At 58.4% G+C, this 17008-nt stretch carries 15 protein-coding genes and 1 tRNA gene; 12 read left to right on the top strand and 4 right to left on the bottom strand.

The genetic code is table 11. The features are described 5' to 3' along the window. Positions 1-309 precede the first annotated feature (309 nt). Both xseA and QVF59_RS18115 read left to right on the top strand, forming a co-directional pair. On the top strand, positions 310-1665 hold the full coding sequence (xseA, locus tag QVF59_RS18120; protein WP_287881652.1) for an exodeoxyribonuclease VII large subunit: 1356 nt from the start codon (positions 310-312) through the stop codon (positions 1663-1665). An 83-nt stretch (positions 1666-1748) separates the two neighbouring features. Continuing rightward, positions 1749-2204, top strand: coding sequence for a DUF4442 domain-containing protein (locus QVF59_RS18115; RefSeq protein ID WP_159879248.1), 456 nt, complete (start codon positions 1749-1751; stop codon positions 2202-2204). Between the two features lie 36 nt (positions 2205-2240). Here the strand turns inward: QVF59_RS18115 and QVF59_RS18110 are convergent, their stop codons facing one another. Next, on the bottom strand, positions 2241-2537 hold the full coding sequence (locus tag QVF59_RS18110; RefSeq protein ID WP_045845528.1) for an ArsR/SmtB family transcription factor: 297 nt from the start codon (positions 2535-2537) through the stop codon (positions 2241-2243). Between the two features lie 113 nt (positions 2538-2650). On the opposite strand from QVF59_RS18110, the gene gpmI reads away from it, so the two are divergent. The 8 genes from gpmI to ettA all read left to right on the top strand — a co-directional run bounded on the left by gpmI (position 2651) and on the right by ettA (position 13352). Continuing rightward, positions 2651-4171 (top strand): 2,3-bisphosphoglycerate-independent phosphoglycerate mutase, encoded by a 1521-nt coding sequence (gpmI, locus tag QVF59_RS18105; protein WP_287881647.1) that lies wholly within the window; start codon positions 2651-2653, stop codon positions 4169-4171. 101 nt (positions 4172-4272) lie between these two features. After that, the gene (locus tag QVF59_RS18100; protein WP_287881645.1) at positions 4273-5601 is read left to right on the top strand and encodes a murein hydrolase activator EnvC family protein; all 1329 of its coding nucleotides are present in this window, start codon (positions 4273-4275) and stop codon (positions 5599-5601) included. 47 nt (positions 5602-5648) lie between these two features. Beyond that, positions 5649-7061 carry a S41 family peptidase gene (locus QVF59_RS18095; protein WP_502866817.1) on the top strand — a complete coding sequence of 471 codons (1413 nt, stop codon included), beginning with the start codon at positions 5649-5651 and terminating at the stop codon, positions 7059-7061. Positions 7062-7214: 153 nt separating this feature from the next. Next, positions 7215-8522 carry an amino-acid N-acetyltransferase gene (gene argA, locus QVF59_RS18090; RefSeq protein WP_159879254.1) on the top strand — a complete coding sequence of 436 codons (1308 nt, stop codon included), beginning with the start codon at positions 7215-7217 and terminating at the stop codon, positions 8520-8522. 96 nt (positions 8523-8618) lie between these two features. After that, positions 8619-8891, top strand: a complete 273-nt coding sequence (locus QVF59_RS18085) for an oxidative damage protection protein (RefSeq protein ID WP_045845523.1) — start codon at positions 8619-8621, stop codon at positions 8889-8891. A gap of 68 nt (positions 8892-8959) precedes the next feature. Further along, positions 8960-11017, top strand: coding sequence for a polyphosphate kinase 1 (ppk1, locus tag QVF59_RS18080; protein WP_159879256.1), 2058 nt, complete (start codon positions 8960-8962; stop codon positions 11015-11017). 99 nt (positions 11018-11116) lie between these two features. Further along, positions 11117-11596, top strand: a complete 480-nt coding sequence (locus QVF59_RS18075) for a DUF456 domain-containing protein (RefSeq protein ID WP_287881640.1) — start codon at positions 11117-11119, stop codon at positions 11594-11596. 88 nt (positions 11597-11684) lie between these two features. Continuing rightward, positions 11685-13352 carry an energy-dependent translational throttle protein EttA gene (gene ettA, locus QVF59_RS18070; RefSeq protein WP_159879260.1) on the top strand — a complete coding sequence of 556 codons (1668 nt, stop codon included), beginning with the start codon at positions 11685-11687 and terminating at the stop codon, positions 13350-13352. Between the two features lie 63 nt (positions 13353-13415). Here the strand turns inward: ettA and QVF59_RS18065 are convergent, their stop codons facing one another. Continuing rightward, positions 13416-13661, bottom strand: a complete 246-nt coding sequence (locus tag QVF59_RS18065) for a CDGSH iron-sulfur domain-containing protein (RefSeq protein WP_159879262.1) — start codon at positions 13659-13661, stop codon at positions 13416-13418. Positions 13662-13769: 108 nt separating this feature from the next. Here QVF59_RS18065 and QVF59_RS18060 point away from each other — a divergent pair, with 108 nt between their 5' ends. Next, positions 13770-14441 carry a peptidoglycan DD-metalloendopeptidase family protein gene (locus tag QVF59_RS18060; protein WP_159879264.1) on the top strand — a complete coding sequence of 224 codons (672 nt, stop codon included), beginning with the start codon at positions 13770-13772 and terminating at the stop codon, positions 14439-14441. Here QVF59_RS18060 and QVF59_RS18055 read toward each other — a convergent pair. Beyond that, a complete protein-coding gene (locus tag QVF59_RS18055; protein WP_287881638.1) occupies positions 14435-15358 on the bottom strand; it encodes a 2-hydroxyacid dehydrogenase in 924 nt (307 codons plus the stop codon). The two genes, QVF59_RS18060 and QVF59_RS18055, sit on opposite strands and share 7 nt — an antisense overlap. A gap of 181 nt (positions 15359-15539) precedes the next feature. Between QVF59_RS18055 and QVF59_RS18050 the strand changes: the two genes are divergently transcribed. Next, positions 15540-16760 (top strand): DUF1615 domain-containing protein, encoded by a 1221-nt coding sequence (locus QVF59_RS18050; protein ID WP_287881636.1) that lies wholly within the window; start codon positions 15540-15542, stop codon positions 16758-16760. A gap of 108 nt (positions 16761-16868) precedes the next feature. Here the strand turns inward: QVF59_RS18050 and QVF59_RS18045 are convergent. Further along, a tRNA-Glu gene (locus QVF59_RS18045) sits at positions 16869-16943 on the bottom strand. Positions 16944-17008 lie beyond the last annotated feature (65 nt).

Here is a 17008-nt window from a genome sequence, read left to right as displayed (position 1 = left end):
CGATCTGAGCCCGGCAAAAAATGCCATTTCGCAAGTCTGTACAAGAATATTCGCTAAGTTTTGATTTTCTAAGGAAAATTTGATGACATCCACAGATGTTGTGGATAACTTTGTTGATAAGCTTGTGCACAGCCAAGCCAGACTCAGATCCAAAGCCCTTTCCACCTGACTGCCCTCATTTTGCACAACTCACTCAGGTCTTTGTTTTTTAACATAATTTTATTCGGCATATAAACACTCTCTCCAGTTTTGTCTGACAATTTACCATCGACAAAAACCGGATATTTTTCTGTGGATGACTTGACAAGCATGAATTTCAATAGCAAGGCCAATGATGTCATCAGTGTTTCTTCCCTCAACCGCATGGTGCGAGATCTGCTGGAGTCAGGCTTGCCGCCGATGTGGATTGGCGGGGAAATATCCAACCTGACACTGGCAGCATCCGGCCATGCCTATTTCTCGCTCAAGGACGCAGGTGCGCAGATCCGCTGCGTCATGTTCCGCCACAAACTGTCCCTGCTACCGTTTCGCCTGGCAGAAGGCATGCAGGTGGAACTCAAAGGATTGGTGACGCTGTACGAGGCACGGGGTGATTACCAGATCAACGTCGACACCATGCGCTCCGCCGGTCTGGGCCTCCTGTATGAAGCCTTCGAAAAGCTGAAGAACAAACTACAAGTGGAAGGCTTGTTCGATGCTGCACGCAAGCGCCCGCTCCCGACCCACCCCGCCGCCATAGGCATCGTCACATCCCCCGCGGCTGCAGCACTGCGCGACGTGGTCACTACGCTGGGGCGACGTATGCCCAGCATTCCGGTCATTCTTTACCCCGCCCAGGTACAGGGCGAAAGCGCTGCACGCCAGATTGCAACAGCCATCGAACAGGCGTCGGCAAGGCAGGAGGTTGAAGTACTGATCGTCTGCCGTGGCGGCGGCAGCATTGAAGACTTGTGGTCATTCAATGAGGAAATCGTCGCCCGCGCCGTAGCGGCATCCCGCATCCCCATTGTCAGCGGGGTTGGCCACGAAACCGACTTCACCATCTGCGATTTTGTTGCCGACCAACGCGCCCCCACACCCACGGCAGCGGCGGAGCTGGTTTCGCCCAGCCAGGAACAGTTGAGACAGCAGTTGGACCAAGGCAAACGCGGTCTGGAGCGCGCGCTGGGACGGCTGCTGGTCGATAAATCCCAGCGACTGGATTATCTGGCACGCCGACTTAACCATCCCGGTGACACCTTGCGGCGCCAGGCTCTGAGCCTGCAACAGGCAAAGGGTCGGCTGCAACGCGGCCTGGACAGCCTGTTTGCCCGCCGCCGCTTCAGCCTGCAACTGGCAAACAGCCAGCTACAACGCCACCAACCGCAGCTGACACAACAACAAGAACAGCTCAGCCAGTTGGGTAGGCAGTTACAGCGAGCCATGCGCCAGACTCTGCAGCAAAGACAGCAATCCCTGCTGCAACATGCCAGCACGCTGGAAGCGATGAATCCGGAGGCGGTCCTAAGCAGGGGTTATGCCATCGTGCAAAAAAGCGATGGCCACGCGGTGAAATCCCCGCAAGAACTGCTCAATCAGGAAAGGGTACAGTTACGGCTGGCAGAAGGTGTAACCGAGGCCGTGATTGATCATCCACAAGGGGCACAGCCCGAGCTACCTTTCTGAAAGCAGGCAGCCAGGCCATGGCTTGACAGGGATTGGCTTTTTGTTGAGCATACAAATCAAACAACCGTTTGAATGATGCAACCATGAAGCCATCCCCACGCCTGCTCAAAACCCTGATCAATCTATGGCCTCCCTTTCTCGGGGCCGGCATCAAAGTTTGCCACATCGCATCCGACTGGAAGCAGATCGATGTCCGGCTGCGCCTGGGGCTGACCAACCGCAATTATGTCGGGGTGCATTTTGGCGGCAGCCTGTACTCCATGACCGATCCGTTTTTCATGCTGATGCTGATGCAGTCGCTAGGACGCGACTACGTGGTGTGGGACAAGGCAGGTGCAATCGAATATCACAAGCCGGGCAAGGGCGTGGTGAGCGCCTGCTTCAGCCTGCAGGAAAACCAGCTGCAGGACATCCGACAACGCACCGCCGGTGGGGAGAAATACTTGCCGGAGCTGAAAGTGGATATCCGCGACGAAACCGGCGACATCGTAGCCACCGTGAACAAAACCTTGTATGTAAGACGTAAAAAAGGCCGCTGAGCGGCCTTTTTTGATAGGTAACTGCCAACAGAAAGGTCAGTCGACAAAACCACAGAATACTTCGCGCATCATCTTCAGTACTTCCAGCGTCCGGATATCACCAACGCGGTAATAAACCCGATTGGCATCTTTGCGCGTCCGGAGAACCCCTTTGTCCCGCATGATCGCCAGATGCTGGGAGATGTTGCTCTGCGAGGTTCCCACCTGCTCCACAATGTCCTGCACACTGACTTCCTGGTCGCCCAGTACCGAGATAATCTTCAAGCGCAACGGATGTGACATCGCCTTCATTGCCCGCGAGGACTGTTCGATCTGGTCATCGTTGAACAGCAAGCTCTGCTCCTAAGTAGTTTGCAATGCGTATTTATATTGGTTTGACTACGGTACAATACTAACTAAAAAAATCAATACCATCAAGAATTTCTAATATTCTGATTGTGGACATCATGACAGCTATCACACCCGTTTTACTCCTTATTCTCGACGGCTTCGGACACCGGCTGGAAGGTGACGACAACGCCATCCTGCATGCCAGCACCCCCACCTGGGACGCTCTGAAACAGCGATATCCCTACGGCGTGATCGATGCCTCAGAAGGCTATGTCGGCCTGCCCAAGGGACAGTTCGGCAATTCTGAAGTGGGTCACCTGAATATCGGCGCAGGTCGGATTGTCCAACAGGATATCAGCCGTATCGACTGCGATATTGACGAAAACCGTTTCGACCAGAACCCGGTACTGCAACAGGCCATCCAGCAAGCAACAGGCTCGGCACTGCATGTAATGGGACTGCTGTCCGATGGCGGTGTCCACAGCCACGAAAATCATATCTTCGCATTGATCCGTGCAGCCCAGGCCGCCGGCGTGCCGCATATTTACGTGCATGCTTTCCTGGATGGCCGCGACACGCCACCGCGCAGCGCTGAAACCTATCTCAAGCGCCTGGATGAAGTGCTGGCAAGCTGCCCGTCTGCCCGTCTGGTTTCGGTTACCGGTCGTTACTGGGCCATGGACCGCGACAAGCGCTGGGAGCGTGTTGAGCCGGCCTATCGCCTGCTGGTGGAAGGTGAAGGCCTGTACCATGCCGACAGCGGCCTGCAGGCACTGGCCGCAGCCTATGCGCGTGATGAGAATGACGAATTCGTTGCCGCAACCGGCATTGGCGCAGCCGTAAAGATGCAGGATGGTGACGTAGCCATATTCATGAATTTCCGTGCTGACCGCGCACGCCAGCTCAGCAGCGCACTAACCGACCCGGCCTTCAATGGCTTCAGCGCCCGCCAACCCAAACTGGCCGCCTTTGTCACCCTGACTTCATACGGCGAGGCTTACAGCAACCCGGTTGCCTATGCGCCGCAAAAGATCAGCAACGGTTTTGGCGAATATCTGGCCAGCCTGGGGCTGACCCAGCTGCGCATTGCCGAAACCGAGAAATACCCGCACGTCACCTATTTCTTCAACGGTGGCGAGGAGCAGGTTTACCCTGGTGAAGACCGCATCCTGGTGCCCTCCCCCAAGGTGGCCACCTACGACCTGCAGCCGGAAATGAATGCGCCGCAGGTGACTGACCACATCGTCGAAGCCATTGCTTCCGGCAAGTACCAGGCCATCATCTGCAACTATGCCAATGGCGACATGGTGGGCCATACCGGCAAGTTTGATGCCGCAGTCAAGGCGGTGGAAACGCTGGATGCCTGCGTCAAGCGCTGTGTAGAAGCCATGCGAGACGCTGGTGGTGAAGTGCTGATCACCGCCGATCATGGCAATTGCGAACAGATGTACGATGCCGCACATCACCAGCCGCATACCCAGCACACCCTGGACAAGGTGCCCTTCCTGTATGTAGGCCGCCCGGCACACATCAAGGATGGCGGCGCACTGCGTGATATCGCGCCGTCCCTGCTGGCCATGATGGGCCTGCCCCAGCCGGCAGAAATGACCGGTCGCTCACTAATCGACTTCGAGTAAGCGCTCACGCCGGCCTGCAACACAGGCCGGCAATGTAGCTGCCCAGCCTGCTGCGGCCTGTTATCATGCTGGCAACAGGTGTAATCCGAAGCGAAGATGGAATGAAACCGATATTGCTGCTAGCCCTGCTGGCTGGCGCGGCCCAAGCCGCCCCCACCCCCGCCTCCCCGTCCTTGTCCACTGCTCCACAGCAACAGAACCTGCAATCGGTCCGCAAGGAAATCGACAGTCTGAAAAAAGACCTGGCGCAGAAGCAGGTAGTGCAGCAGGAAGCCAAATCCGCAATTCAGGAATCGGAACAGGCCATTGCCCAAACCAGTCAGGCCATTGCCAAACTGGAAAACAAGCAGAACAACTCCGCACAGCAACTAGCCGAACTGCGCCAGCAAGTACAGGCAACCGCACACAAACTGGCAGAAACCCGCCAGCGCGTAGCGCAGATGCTGGCCAGGCAGTACAAGAATGGCGACCATGACGCCATGAAACTGATGCTTAATGCCGACGATCCGAACCAGACCTCGCGCGACATGGTGTATTACCAGCATATTGCCAAGGCACAGCAGCAAATGGTGACACAGCTGATCAGCCACCAACATGAGCTTGAAGCGCTAACCTTCCAACTGGAACAAGAACTGGCACGGCTGGATGCCTTGTCCAGCCACAAAAATCGGGAAAAGAACGCCTTACTGAACAATAAGTCCAGCAAGCAAGCGCAACTGAGCAAACTATCCGGCGAAATCCAGGCTGGACAAAGCCGGCTGGGCAAGCTGCAGGAAGATGAAAAACGGCTGACCAACCTGATTGCCCAGATCAACCAGGAAATCGAACGCCGCCGTCAGGAAGCCATCCGCAAGGCCGCCGAAGAACGCAAGGCACGCCAGGCTGCGGCACTCGCAGCGAAAAAGGAAAACGAACGTCGGCGCAAGCTGGCTGAAAATGCCCGTAAGCAAGGCAAGCCAGTGCCAGAGGTCGCCAAGAAATCCGTACCGGTACCGCAAGACAAGCCGGTGGATGATGTCGCAGACAGCAGTGCTGCCGGCAAAGCATTTACCAGTCTGCAGGGCCGCATGAAGATGCCGGTATCCGGACAGCTGGCAGGGCGCTTTGGTAGCGCACGTAGCGAGGGCACATCCTGGAAAGGTGTTTTCATCAAGACTGCCCCCGGCCAGCCAGTGCATGCAGTGGCAGACGGCAACGTGGTGTATGCTGATGCGCTGCGCGGATTCGGCAATGCCGTGATCGTGGATCATGGCGGTAATTACCTGACGGTGTACACCGGCCTGTCATCCATCGGCAAGGGCGTGGGCAGCACAGTGAAAGCCGGCGAAACACTTGGCAACACTGGCGCACTGGACAGCGGCGAATCCGGCCTGTACTTTGAAATCCGGCATATGGGACGACCTCTCAACCCGCAAACCTGGGTACGTTAAGCCACCCGCGGTATCGGAGACCAACACACAACATGACTAGTCATCGCATGAAAAAAATTGCCTGGCTCGCCGCTGGCGCACTGGCCGGCGGAGCCCTTACCCTCAGCGTGCAGGCTTTTGCCGGCAAAGAACCTACTACCCTGCCGCTGAACGAGTTGCGTACTTTTGCTGAAGTATTCGGTCGCATCAAGCAGGATTATGTCGACCCGGTCGATGACAAAAAGCTGATCACCGAGGCCATCAAGGGCATGCTCAGCGGGCTGGACCCGCACTCCGACTACATGGATGCCGATGCCTTCAAGGAATTGCGTGAAGGCACCCAGGGTGAGTTTGGCGGCCTCGGCATCGAAATCGGTGCCGAAGACGGGCTGGTCAAGGTGGTCTCCCCGATCGAAGACACCCCGGCGCAGAAAGCCGGCATCAAGAGCGGCGACCTGATCATCAAGATCGATGACACCCCGGTGCGAGGCCTGTCGCTCAACGATGCCGTCAAGCGCATGCGTGGCAAACCCGGCAGCAAGGTAACGCTCACCATTGCCCGCAAGAACGAAACCAAGCCGCTGGTCTTTGCCATCACCCGCGCCATCATCAAGACCAAGAGCGTGAAGTCCAAATTACTGGAACCGGGTTATGGCTATGTGCGCATCACCCAGTTCCAGGAGCACACCACGGAAAACCTGGCCGAAGCCGTGGCCAGCATGACCAAGCAGAACAAGCAGCCGCTCAAGGGCCTGGTACTGGACCTGCGTGACGACCCGGGTGGCCTGCTGACGAGCGCCGTTGGGGTATCCGCCGCCTTCCTGCCCAAGGACGCGCTGGTGGTGTACACCGAAGGCCGCACCGCCGATGCCAAGATGAAGCTGACTGCCTCGGCGCAGAACTATGGCCGCCCAGGCATGCCGGACCCGCTTTCGGTACTGCCGCAGGAAACCCACAAGGTGCCGCTGGTGGTACTGGTGAACGGTGGCTCGGCCTCGGCATCCGAAATTGTTGCCGGTGCCCTGCAGGATCACAAGCGCGCAGTACTGGTAGGCACCCAAACCTTTGGCAAGGGCTCGGTACAGTCCATCCTGCCGCTGGGCAGCGCTGGCGGTATCAAGCTGACCACTGCCCGTTACTTCACGCCAAGTGGCCGCTCCATCCAGGCCAAGGGCATCGTGCCAGACGTGGTGGTGGAAGACGCTACCGTGACCGCTGCCGACCAAGCACTGCGCGTACGTGAAGCGGATCTGGAAAACCATCTGGCCAATCCGAATGGTGATGAAACACCATCCAAATCGGCCAAGCCCGCCAAGCCGGCAACGCCACCTGTGATCAAACAGGAAGCACCCAAGCCACAGGACGACAAGAACGCCAGCCCGGAAAACCCGCGCGAGCCGAATCCGAAACAGGATTACCAGCTGTCCCAGGGCCTGAACATCCTCAAGGTGCAGCAAATCCTGATCAAACAAGGCAATTGATACCAGCCACAACAGCCACCCTGCCCCGTGCAGTGGTGGCTGTTTTCATTTCCACTCCCCCCCAGACCAGCGGCAAAAGCCCTGCCCTTCCTGCCCTATTCCTGCTAGGCTTGTCGCTTCCGAAGTCCTTATCTGGCGGGAGCCTATCCAATAATGCTGAACCGGGAATTTGTCCTCTCCTTCCGTGAAGCCGCCCCCTACATCAATACCTTCCGCGGTAAAACCTTCGTGCTGGCAGTCAGTGGCGAAGCCGTGATGGAAGGCGGTTTTCATAATCTGTCGCAGGATATCAACCTGCTGGTCAGTCTGGGCGTACGCGTGGTGCTGGTACATGGCATCCGTCCCCAGATCGAAGCCCTGCTCAAGCGCTTCGGCCTGAACCGGCTGTTCCACCGCGACCGACGAGTGACCGATGCCAGCACCATGGAGATCGTCAAGCAGGCCTGTGGTGCTACCCGCCACGGCATCGAAGCGCAGCTGTCGATGGGCATGCCCAACTCACCCATGTTCGGCTCCCACCTGCGCGTGGCCGGCGGCAACTTCATCACCGCCCAGCCGCTAGGCGTGCTGGATGGCGTGGACATGCAGTACACCGGCCAGGTACGCCGTATCGACGTGGACGGCATCAATACCCGGCTAGCTGCGGGTGAACTGGTACTGCTGTCCCCGGTGGGCTATTCAGTCACCGGCGAAGCCTTCAACCTCACCATGGAAGAAATGGCCGCCCAGCTGGCCTCCGCCCTGAAAGCCGAGAAACTGATTTTCGTGATCGAGGGCCGTGGGGTCACCAACGAACTGGGCCAGTTTGTCAGCTCGCTGACCGCGCAGCAGGCCGAAGACCTGTTGCAGGCAGGCCATCTGCAGCGCGATGTCACCGCCTACCTGCCCTATGCCATCAAGGCCACCCGCGATGGCATTCCGCGTGCGCATCTGGTCAGCCATCACGAGGATGGTTCCTTGCTGGCTGAACTATTTACCAATGGCGGCACCGGCACCATGATTGCCCGCGACGCCCTGGTAAAGGTACGCAATGCCAATGTGGATGATATCGGGGCCATCCTGAACCTGATCCGCCCGCTGGAAGAACAAGGCATTCTGGTCAAACGCAGCCGCGAGCATCTGGAAATGGAAATTTCCCAGTATTCCGTGCTGGAACATGACGGCAAGATCTACGGCTGTGTAGCCATGCATGTCTTCCCCGAAGCCGGCATGGCCGAGCTGGCCTGCCTGGCCGTGGCACCGGAACGGCGTGAAGGCCGCTTTGGCGAAACCCTGCTCAAGCACGTGGAATACCAGGCCCGCACCCGTGGCCTGAAAGCGCTGTTCGTGCTAACCACTCAGACCGCGCACTGGTTTGTCGAGCGCGGCTTTGCCGAAGCCGGACGCGGCCAGCTGCCACAGGCCCGACAGGCCTTCTACAATAACCAGCGTCGCTCCAAGATATTCGTCAAGCCGCTGTAAAACAATCCCTGCCACATCGGCGGCATGGTTGGAAGGGCGTCATGGTTGTGACACAATACTGAAGTATATTCAGTTCAATTTTTGCAAGGATTAGCAATGGCCAGAAACGTCAATTGCATCAAGCTGGGTCGCGAGGCCGAAGGTCTGGACTTTCCGCCCCTGCCGGGCGAGCTTGGCAAGCGTGTATATGAAAATGTCTCCAAGGAAGCCTGGCAAGGCTGGCTGCGTTATCAGACCATGCTGATCAACGAAAACCGCCTGAGCCTGGCCGATGCGCGTGCCCGCCAGTATCTGGCAGCACAGCTGGATGCCTACTTCTTCGGTCAGGGTGCCGATGCACCGGCTGGCTACACGCCACCGCAGCAGTAATTGTTTCAAGCCCTCCTGCGCGAGGGCTTTTTTGTCTCCACACCTCATCACCATTGGCGCGAAACCGTATGTCACAAAGCCACGAGTTGCTGCTTAACCGTGAACTGGGCCTGATCGAATTCAACCGCAGAGTATTGGCCCAAGCTGAAGACCCTAGCCTGCCACTGCTCGAACGCCTGAAATACCTGTGCATCGTCTCCTCCAATCTGGACGAGTTCTTTGAAGTGCGCATGGCCTGGCTGAAAGAAACTGCCCAGTTGACACCGGGACGCATTCTGGCCGATGGCTCCACGCCCGCCCAGATCATGGCGCGCATTTCGTCTGCCTCGCACGAGCTGGTACGCCAGCAATACGCGGTGATGAGTGATGTATTGTTTCCGGCACTACGTGAAGAAGACATCATCTTCCTGCGCCGTAACGAATGGACCGAACAGCAACAGGAATGGGTGCACGATTTCTTCAGCAACGAGCTGATGCCCATCCTCACGCCCATCGGGCTGGACCCGTCCCACCCCTTCCCCAAGGTGCTGAACAAGTCGCTCAACTTTGCCGTGGAGCTGGAAGGACGCGATGCCTTTGGCCGCCAGTCCGACATCGCCATCGTGCAGGCACCGCGCATTCTGCCGCGCGTGATCAAGGTGCCGCCGGAAGTGTGCAGCGGCCACCCGCATACCTTTGTTTTCCTGTCCTCCATCCTGCACTCACATGTCCATGAGCTGTTCCTGGGCATGACGGTAAAGGGCTGCTACCAGTTCCGCGTTACCCGCGACAGTGAGCTGACGGTGGAAGACGAAGACCTGAAAAACCTGCGCACGGCATTGCAAGGTGAATTGAACCAGCGCCAGTTTGGCGATGCAGTACGGCTGGAAATTGCCGACACCTGCCCACCGCATATGGAAGAATTCCTGCTCACCCAGTTCAACCTGAAAAAGCAGGATGTCTACCGCGTCAACGGCCCGGTCAACCTCGTGCGGCTGATGCAGGTGCCGGATCTGGTGGACCGCCCGGATTTGAAATTCCCGCCCTTCGTGCCCTCGCTGCCAGACCAGTTGGGCAAGAAGCAGCCGCTGTTCGAAGCCATCCGCAAGGGTGACATCCTGCTGCACCACCCCTTCCAGAGCTTCCAGCCTGTCATCGACATGCTGAACCTGGCCGCGACCGACCCGCAGGTGGTTGCCATCAAGATGACGGTATACCGCACCGGTACCGACTCGGTACTGATGGAGTCGCTGATTGCCGCCGCCCGTGCCGGCAAGCAGGTAACGGTGGTACTGGAACTGATGGCCCGCTTTGACGAAGAAGCCAACATCAGCTGGGCCAGCCATCTGGAAGATGCCGGCGCGCACGTGGTATACGGGGTATTCGGCTACAAGGTACACGCCAAGATGCTGATGGTGATCCGCCGCGAGGACAAGCGCCTGCGCCGCTATGTGCATCTGGGTACCGGCAACTATCACCCGCGCACAGCCCGCTTCTATACCGACCTTGGCCTGCTCACCTGCAATGAAGACATCGCCAGCGATGTAAATGACATCTTCGTACAGCTCACCGGCCTGGGCCGTGCCAGCCAGCTCAAGCAGCTGTACCAGAGTCCGTTTACCCTGCATGGCCTGCTGATCGACTCCATCGAGCGGGAAATCGAGCACGCCCAGCAAGGTCGCCCGGCACAGATCATCGCTAAGATGAACGCCCTGCTGGAACCACAGGTGATCCACGCGCTCTACCGCGCCAGCCAGGCCGGGGTGAAGATCCAGCTGATCATACGCGGGGTATGCGCCCTGCGTCCGGGCGTACCGGGGCTGTCAGACAACATCACCGTCCGCTCGGTAGTCGGCCGCTTCCTGGAACATCCGCGCGTCTATTACTTCTATAACGACAAGCAGGAAGACCTGTATATCGCCAGTGCAGACTGGATGGGCCGCAACCTGTTCCGCCGCATTGAAACCTGCTCGCCCATTCTCGACCCCAAGGTCAAACGCCGGGTAATCAAAGAAGCATTGCGCCTGTACCTGGAAGACAATGTCAACGCCTGGGAGATGCAGCCGGATGGCAGCTACAAGCGTCGCTCCAGCCGTGGCAAGGAACGCTGCGCCCAGAACCTGCTGCTGGAAGAATACGCCCGTTAATCATCCACACCCTGCATGACAAGGCCAGACGGCCATCTGGTGGAACTTCCACCCGGTGGCCGTTTTCCTATGCAGCAGTCACTCGCAAAGGAAAACGTCTTGGAAATCCTGTTTGTCTTGCTGTCCATCGTGCTGATCGTGCTGGGTGTGGCTGGCACGCTGTTTCCGGCTCTCCCCGGCCTCCCGCTGATGATGGGTGGCTTTCTGCTACTGGCCTGGACTGATCAGTTCCGGCATCTGGGCAGCACCGCACTGCTGATCATGGCCGTGCTAACGGTAGTAGGTCTGGCCATCGATTTTGTCGCCGGCCTGCTGGGGGCCCGCATAACCGGGGCCAGCAAGCAGGCGTTGTGGGGAGCCTTCATCGGCAGCATTACCGGTCTGTTTCTAGGGCTGCCCGGCGTGATCCTGGGGCCGCTGCTAGGTGCAGCCATCGGCGAACTGCTGGCACGGCGCGATGCCTGGCAGGCCGGGCGTGTCGGCCTTGGCACACTGGCCGGTTTCCTGATCGGCACCGTGGCCAAGCTCGGCTGTGCCTTTGCCATGCTAGCTACTGCACTCTTTGCCTGGTTCTGGTAATCCGCTGCTGGCAGATGGTCAGCTCAGCGCAGCCCGCCCGCTTTTGGTAGAATCTTCCGCTTAACGATTATCTTCAGCAGGGTTCCTCATGGCTCAATATGTAATGTCCATGCTCCGCGTGAGCAAAGTGGTGCCACCCAAGCGCCAGATCATCAAGGACATCTCCCTGTCCTTCTTCCCGGGTGCCAAAATCGGCCTGCTGGGCCTGAACGGTTCGGGTAAATCCACCGTGCTGCGCATCATGGCCAATGTGGACAAGGAATACGACGGTGAAGTGCAGCATCTGCCGGGCGTGAAAATCGGCTACCTGCCACAGGAACCACAGCTGGACCCGGAAAAATCCGTGCGCGAAGAAGTGGAAAGCGGCATGGGTGATGTGATGGGCGCGCAAAAGCGTCTGGAAGAAGTGTATGCCGCCTACGCCGAAGAAGATGCCGACTTCGACGCCCTGGCCGAAGAACAGGCCAAGCTGGAAGCCATCATCTCCGCCGGTGCCGGCGACAACGTACAACTGCAGCTGGAACTGGCCGCCGATGCACTGCGCCTGCCGCCGTGGGACGCCAAGATCGGCCCGCTGTCCGGTGGTGAAAAGCGCCGTGTAGCACTGTGCAAGCTGCTGCTGTCCAAACCGGACATGCTGCTGCTGGACGAACCCACCAACCACCTGGATGCCGAATCGGTGGAGTGGCTGGAACAATTCCTGGTGCGCTTCCCCGGCACCGTGGTGGCCGTTACCCACGACCGCTATTTCCTCGACAACGCTGCCGAATGGATTCTGGAACTGGACCGTGGCGAAGGCATTCCGTGGAAGGGCAACTATTCCAGCTGGCTGGAACAGAAGGAAGAGCGCCTGGAGAAGGAAGCAAAAAGCGAAGGCGCGCGCATGAAGGCGATGAAACAGGAACTGGAATGGGTGCGCCAGAACCCCAAGGGCCGTCAGGCCAAGTCCAAGGCGCGTATTGCCCGCTTCGAAGAACTGTCCAGCTACGAAACCCAGAAGCGTAACGAGACCCAGGAAATCTTCATCCCTGTAGCCGAGCGCCTGGGTAATGAAGTAATCGAATTCGACGGCGTATCCAAGGGTTTTGGCGACCGCCTGCTGATCGACAACCTGTCGTTCAAGGCACCGGCTGGTGCCATCGTCGGCATCATCGGCCCTAACGGTGCCGGTAAGTCGACGCTGTTCAAGATGATTGCCGGCAAGGAGCAGCCGGATAGCGGTACGGTGAAGATCGGCCAGACCGTGCAGATGGCCTTTGTCGAGCAGAGCCGAGAAGGTCTGGAAGACGACAAGACCGTATTTGACGACGTGTCCGGTGGTGCCGATCTGCTGACCGTGGGCCGCTTTGAAATGTCCAGCCGTGCGTATCTGGGCCGTTTCAACTTCAAGGGTGCCGACCAGCAGAAGAAGGTAGGCATGCTGTCCGGTGGTGAGCGTGGCCGTCTGCATCTGGCCAAGACCCTGCTCAAGGGCGGCAACGTGTTGCTGCTGGACGAACCGTCCAACGACCTTGACGTGGAAACCTTGCGTGCGCTGGAAGATGCACTGCTGGAATTCGCCGGCACCGTGTTCGTGATTTCCCACGACCGCTGGTTCCTCGACCGTATCGCCACCCACATCCTGGCGGCGGAAGGCGAATCGCAATGGACATTCTTTGACGGCAACTATCAGGAATACGAAGCCGACAAGAAAAAACGCCTGGGCGAAGAAGGTGCCAAACCCAAGCGTATCCGCTACAAGCCGATCACCCGCTGATCAAGCTATGGCAAAACAAAACCCCCGCCGTGCGGGGGTTTTGTCATTGACCGGGCAGCGCGTTCAGGACAACTGGCTGTGTGATCCATCGCACAAGGGTTTGCCTTCACTCAGCTTGCAACCACAGAAGTACACCAGCCCGCTTTTATCCGCCACATACTCCACCGGACTGAAACAGGACCCGGCATGGCTGCCATCACAAAACGGCTGTTTTTCGCTCTGACCACACGCACACCACCAATAGTGCTTGCCGGCCTCAACTTCGACTGCGTAAGGAAAACTCTGCGGTGAAAACGGTTGCTCAGCCATTGCACACTCCTTGCAAAACGACATCCGGGGCTTTTAGCTTAGAAGGCCATCCGCACGAAAGCCAGGCCTCTCCCCGTCCCCTGTCATGCCGATGTTAGAATGGCCGACATGCAATCTCTTCTACGCCTTTGCTGCCTGCTTCTGCTGCTTAGCGCCTGCACTGCGCTGCCAGACTATCCTCCTGCGCCAGCAGGGTTTTATCGCGTCCGCCCCGGCGATACCTTGTACCGCATTGCGCTGAACCATCATCAGAGCGTTGGCAATCTGGTGGCATGGAACAAGCTGCCAGATCCGGCCAGCATCAATGCCGGCCAGTTGCTGCGCATCAGCCCTGCCAATACTGGCCAGCCTAAACCAACAGCAAGTAGCACAGGTAAAACGCAAGCACCAGCGACAACCCGCCCCGCCTCTGCCGTCATTGCCTTGCAATGGCCGGTACGCGGAACGCTGCTAGGCAAATTCAACGGTAGCAGCAACAAGGGCATCGATATTGCAGGCAAAGCCGGCGATCCGGTACGCGCCGCTGCCAGCGGCACCGTTGCCTATGCCGGCAAGGGCATACGTGCCTATGGCAATCTGCTCATCATCAAGCACGGCAATGATTACCTGACGGCGTATGCCCACAACCAGACCTTGCTGGTAAAGGAAGGACAAACCGTGCAGGCCGGCCAGCAGATTGCCACTCTTGGCCATTCCGGCAGCAGCCACGACATGCTGCATTTCGAGCTGCGCCGCCAGGGCAAGGCCATCGATCCGCTATCCGCCCTGCCTGCTCAATAACCACGTACCCGCTGCACCAGTCCCTGCGGCGGCAAGCCTTGCTGCAGGGACTGCAGATTGGCTGCAATCTGCGCCACAGCGGAAGTCACTAATGTCATGGCAGCAATATGCGGTGTTACCAGCACCGCAGGATGGCTCCATAGCGGATGCACAGACTCCAGCGGCTCCACTTCAAAGACATCCAGCATGGCAAAGCGCAGCTGACCACTGTCCAGCAGTCCGAGCAGAGCCGCTTCATCAAGCTGCTCGCCGCGCCCGGCATTGATCAGGGCAGCACCACGCGGCAACGGCGACAGCATGCGACCATCCAGCAGGCCACGCGTGGCAGGCGTGGCCGGCAGCAGGTTGACCAGAATATCCGTACGCGCAAGCAAGGCTGGCAGACCAGCTTCGCCGACAAAATCCTCCACGTCCGGCAACTGCCGGCCGCTGCGACTCCAGCCGGCAACCGCATAGCCCATGGCCGCCAGAGACTGCGCCACGCGCCCACCAATCTCACCCAGGCCAAGTACTCCGATGCGCGTCTGCGCCGCAGTAGCGGCAGCCACCGGCTGCCACTGCCGCTGTGCTTGCTGACGACGGTATTGCCCCATGTGACGCTGCACATGCAATACCCCGTACAACACATATTCCAGCATCTGCTGCGCCATGCCGGCATCAGTCAGCCGGATTACCGGCACCGCTGGATCCAGATCATCCCGCTTCAGGATGCGGTCCACACCTGCACCCAGCACGAACACCGCTTGCAGATTAACCATGCCGCAAAAGAAACCGGCTGGTGGATTCCACACCACTGCATACTCCACCCGGCTGGCGACAATCTCCTCGGGCCAGCAGGCCAGCGCCTTACCCGGCAAAGCCTGCTGCAAGGCTTCCCGATACGCAGCCATATCCTGCGGTGTATAGAGGTAAATCATCGGACTCTCCCAAAGGTAGCGATATCAAGCGTGCTGATCATGCATTGTAAATAATCACCACCGGCCAAGGCAGATTTTCCTGCGCAAAAGCAAGGTGGGTAGCTTTGCTACGCACGCAATGATTGCCCTAGCCCACGCATTGGGCCAAGATCACGGCTTGGCTTTCCGGAAGCAAACCCGCATGACCCGCTATCTGTACCCATTCCTGCTGCTGGCAACACTTAGCGCCTGCAGCACCCAGCCTGTTACTCCGTCGGGCAGCCTGCCCAGCTCTCCTGTCCTTCCCGCATCCGAAGCAGTATCCGCACCTTCGGTAGCGCCACCGGTAGTGCTACCTCCCGTCGTCGGTACCCTGCCTCCGCCCGTCACACCGCCAGTCAAACCAGTCGTCCTGAGCGAGAGTCAGGGGCGCAACTTGCTGGAGCGCCTGCTGCCACCACATATTGGTGACCGCCAGGGTTGGAGCAAGGACATCATCTCGGCTTTCACCGCGCTGAAAATTCCGTACCGGGCTGATAACTTCTGCGCCGTAGCAGCGGTAATCGAGCAGGAATCCAGCTGGCAGGGCGACCCGACCGTGCCCAATCTGCCGGCCATTGTCTGGGGCAAGATTGGCGAGCGGGCCAACAAATACCTGGTACCGCTACCGGTAGTGAAAGCTGCGCTGCTCAAAACCTCGCCCAATGGCAAAAGCTATAAGGCGCGCATAGATAATCTGCGTACCGAGCGTGAAATGAACCTGCTGTTCGAAGATATGGCGGCAGAGGCCAGCAAGCTGGGGCTACCAATGAATATGAAAAACCCCATTCGTACCGGTGGACCGATGCAGGTGAGCGTGGAGTTTGCCGAAGCCCATGTCAAAATCTGGCCCTACCCCTACCAGACTGGCAACAGCATCCGCAACGACGTATTCACACGCCGTGGCGGCATCTACTTCGGTACGGCCATCCTGCTGCAATACCCGGCACCCTATCAGGACATGCGCTACCGCTTTGCCGACTTCAATGCCGGCCGCTACAGCAGCCGCAATGCCGCCTTCCAGGCCGCCGTCAGCCAATTGTCAGGCCGCAAGCTGGCACTGGATGGTGACTTGCTCAGTTACACCGGCAAACAGGCCACGGGCAGCACCTACCAAGCCTTGCTGACCTTGCGCAGTCGGCTGGAAATGAGTCAGGGAGAACTGGAACGGGACCTGCAGCAAGAGAAAAATAGCAACTTTGCCCAGAGCGAGCTGTACCGCAAACTGTTTGCGCTAGCCGACCGCAAGGCTGGTAAGCCAGTACCACGCGAACGCATGCCACAGATCGACCTGCATAGCCCCAAGATCAGCCGCAAACTGACCACGCAATGGTTTGCTGGCAAGGTGAACACCCGTTATCAGAGCTGCATGGCCAGACAATAAGCTACAGAAACGGCAATGCCGGCAGTAGCCGGCATATTGCCCGCCATCGATGGCGGGAGCACAAGAACGAAAAAGCCCAGTCTTGCGACTGGGCTTTTTCTTGAATACTGGCGTCCCCACGGGGAATCGAACCCCGGCTACCGCCGTGAAAGGGCGGTGTTCTAACCGCTAAACTATAGGGACTTTGGTGCACCCGGAGCGATTCGAACGCCCGACCCTTTGGTTCGTAGCCAAATACTCTATCCAAC

This window comes from Aquitalea sp., from assembly GCF_030150775.1.
Lineage (GTDB): Bacteria > Pseudomonadota > Gammaproteobacteria > Burkholderiales > Chromobacteriaceae > Aquitalea > Aquitalea denitrificans.
The sequence above is the reverse complement of the archived record's forward strand: the minus strand, read 5'-3'. Positions and strand labels throughout refer to the sequence as shown.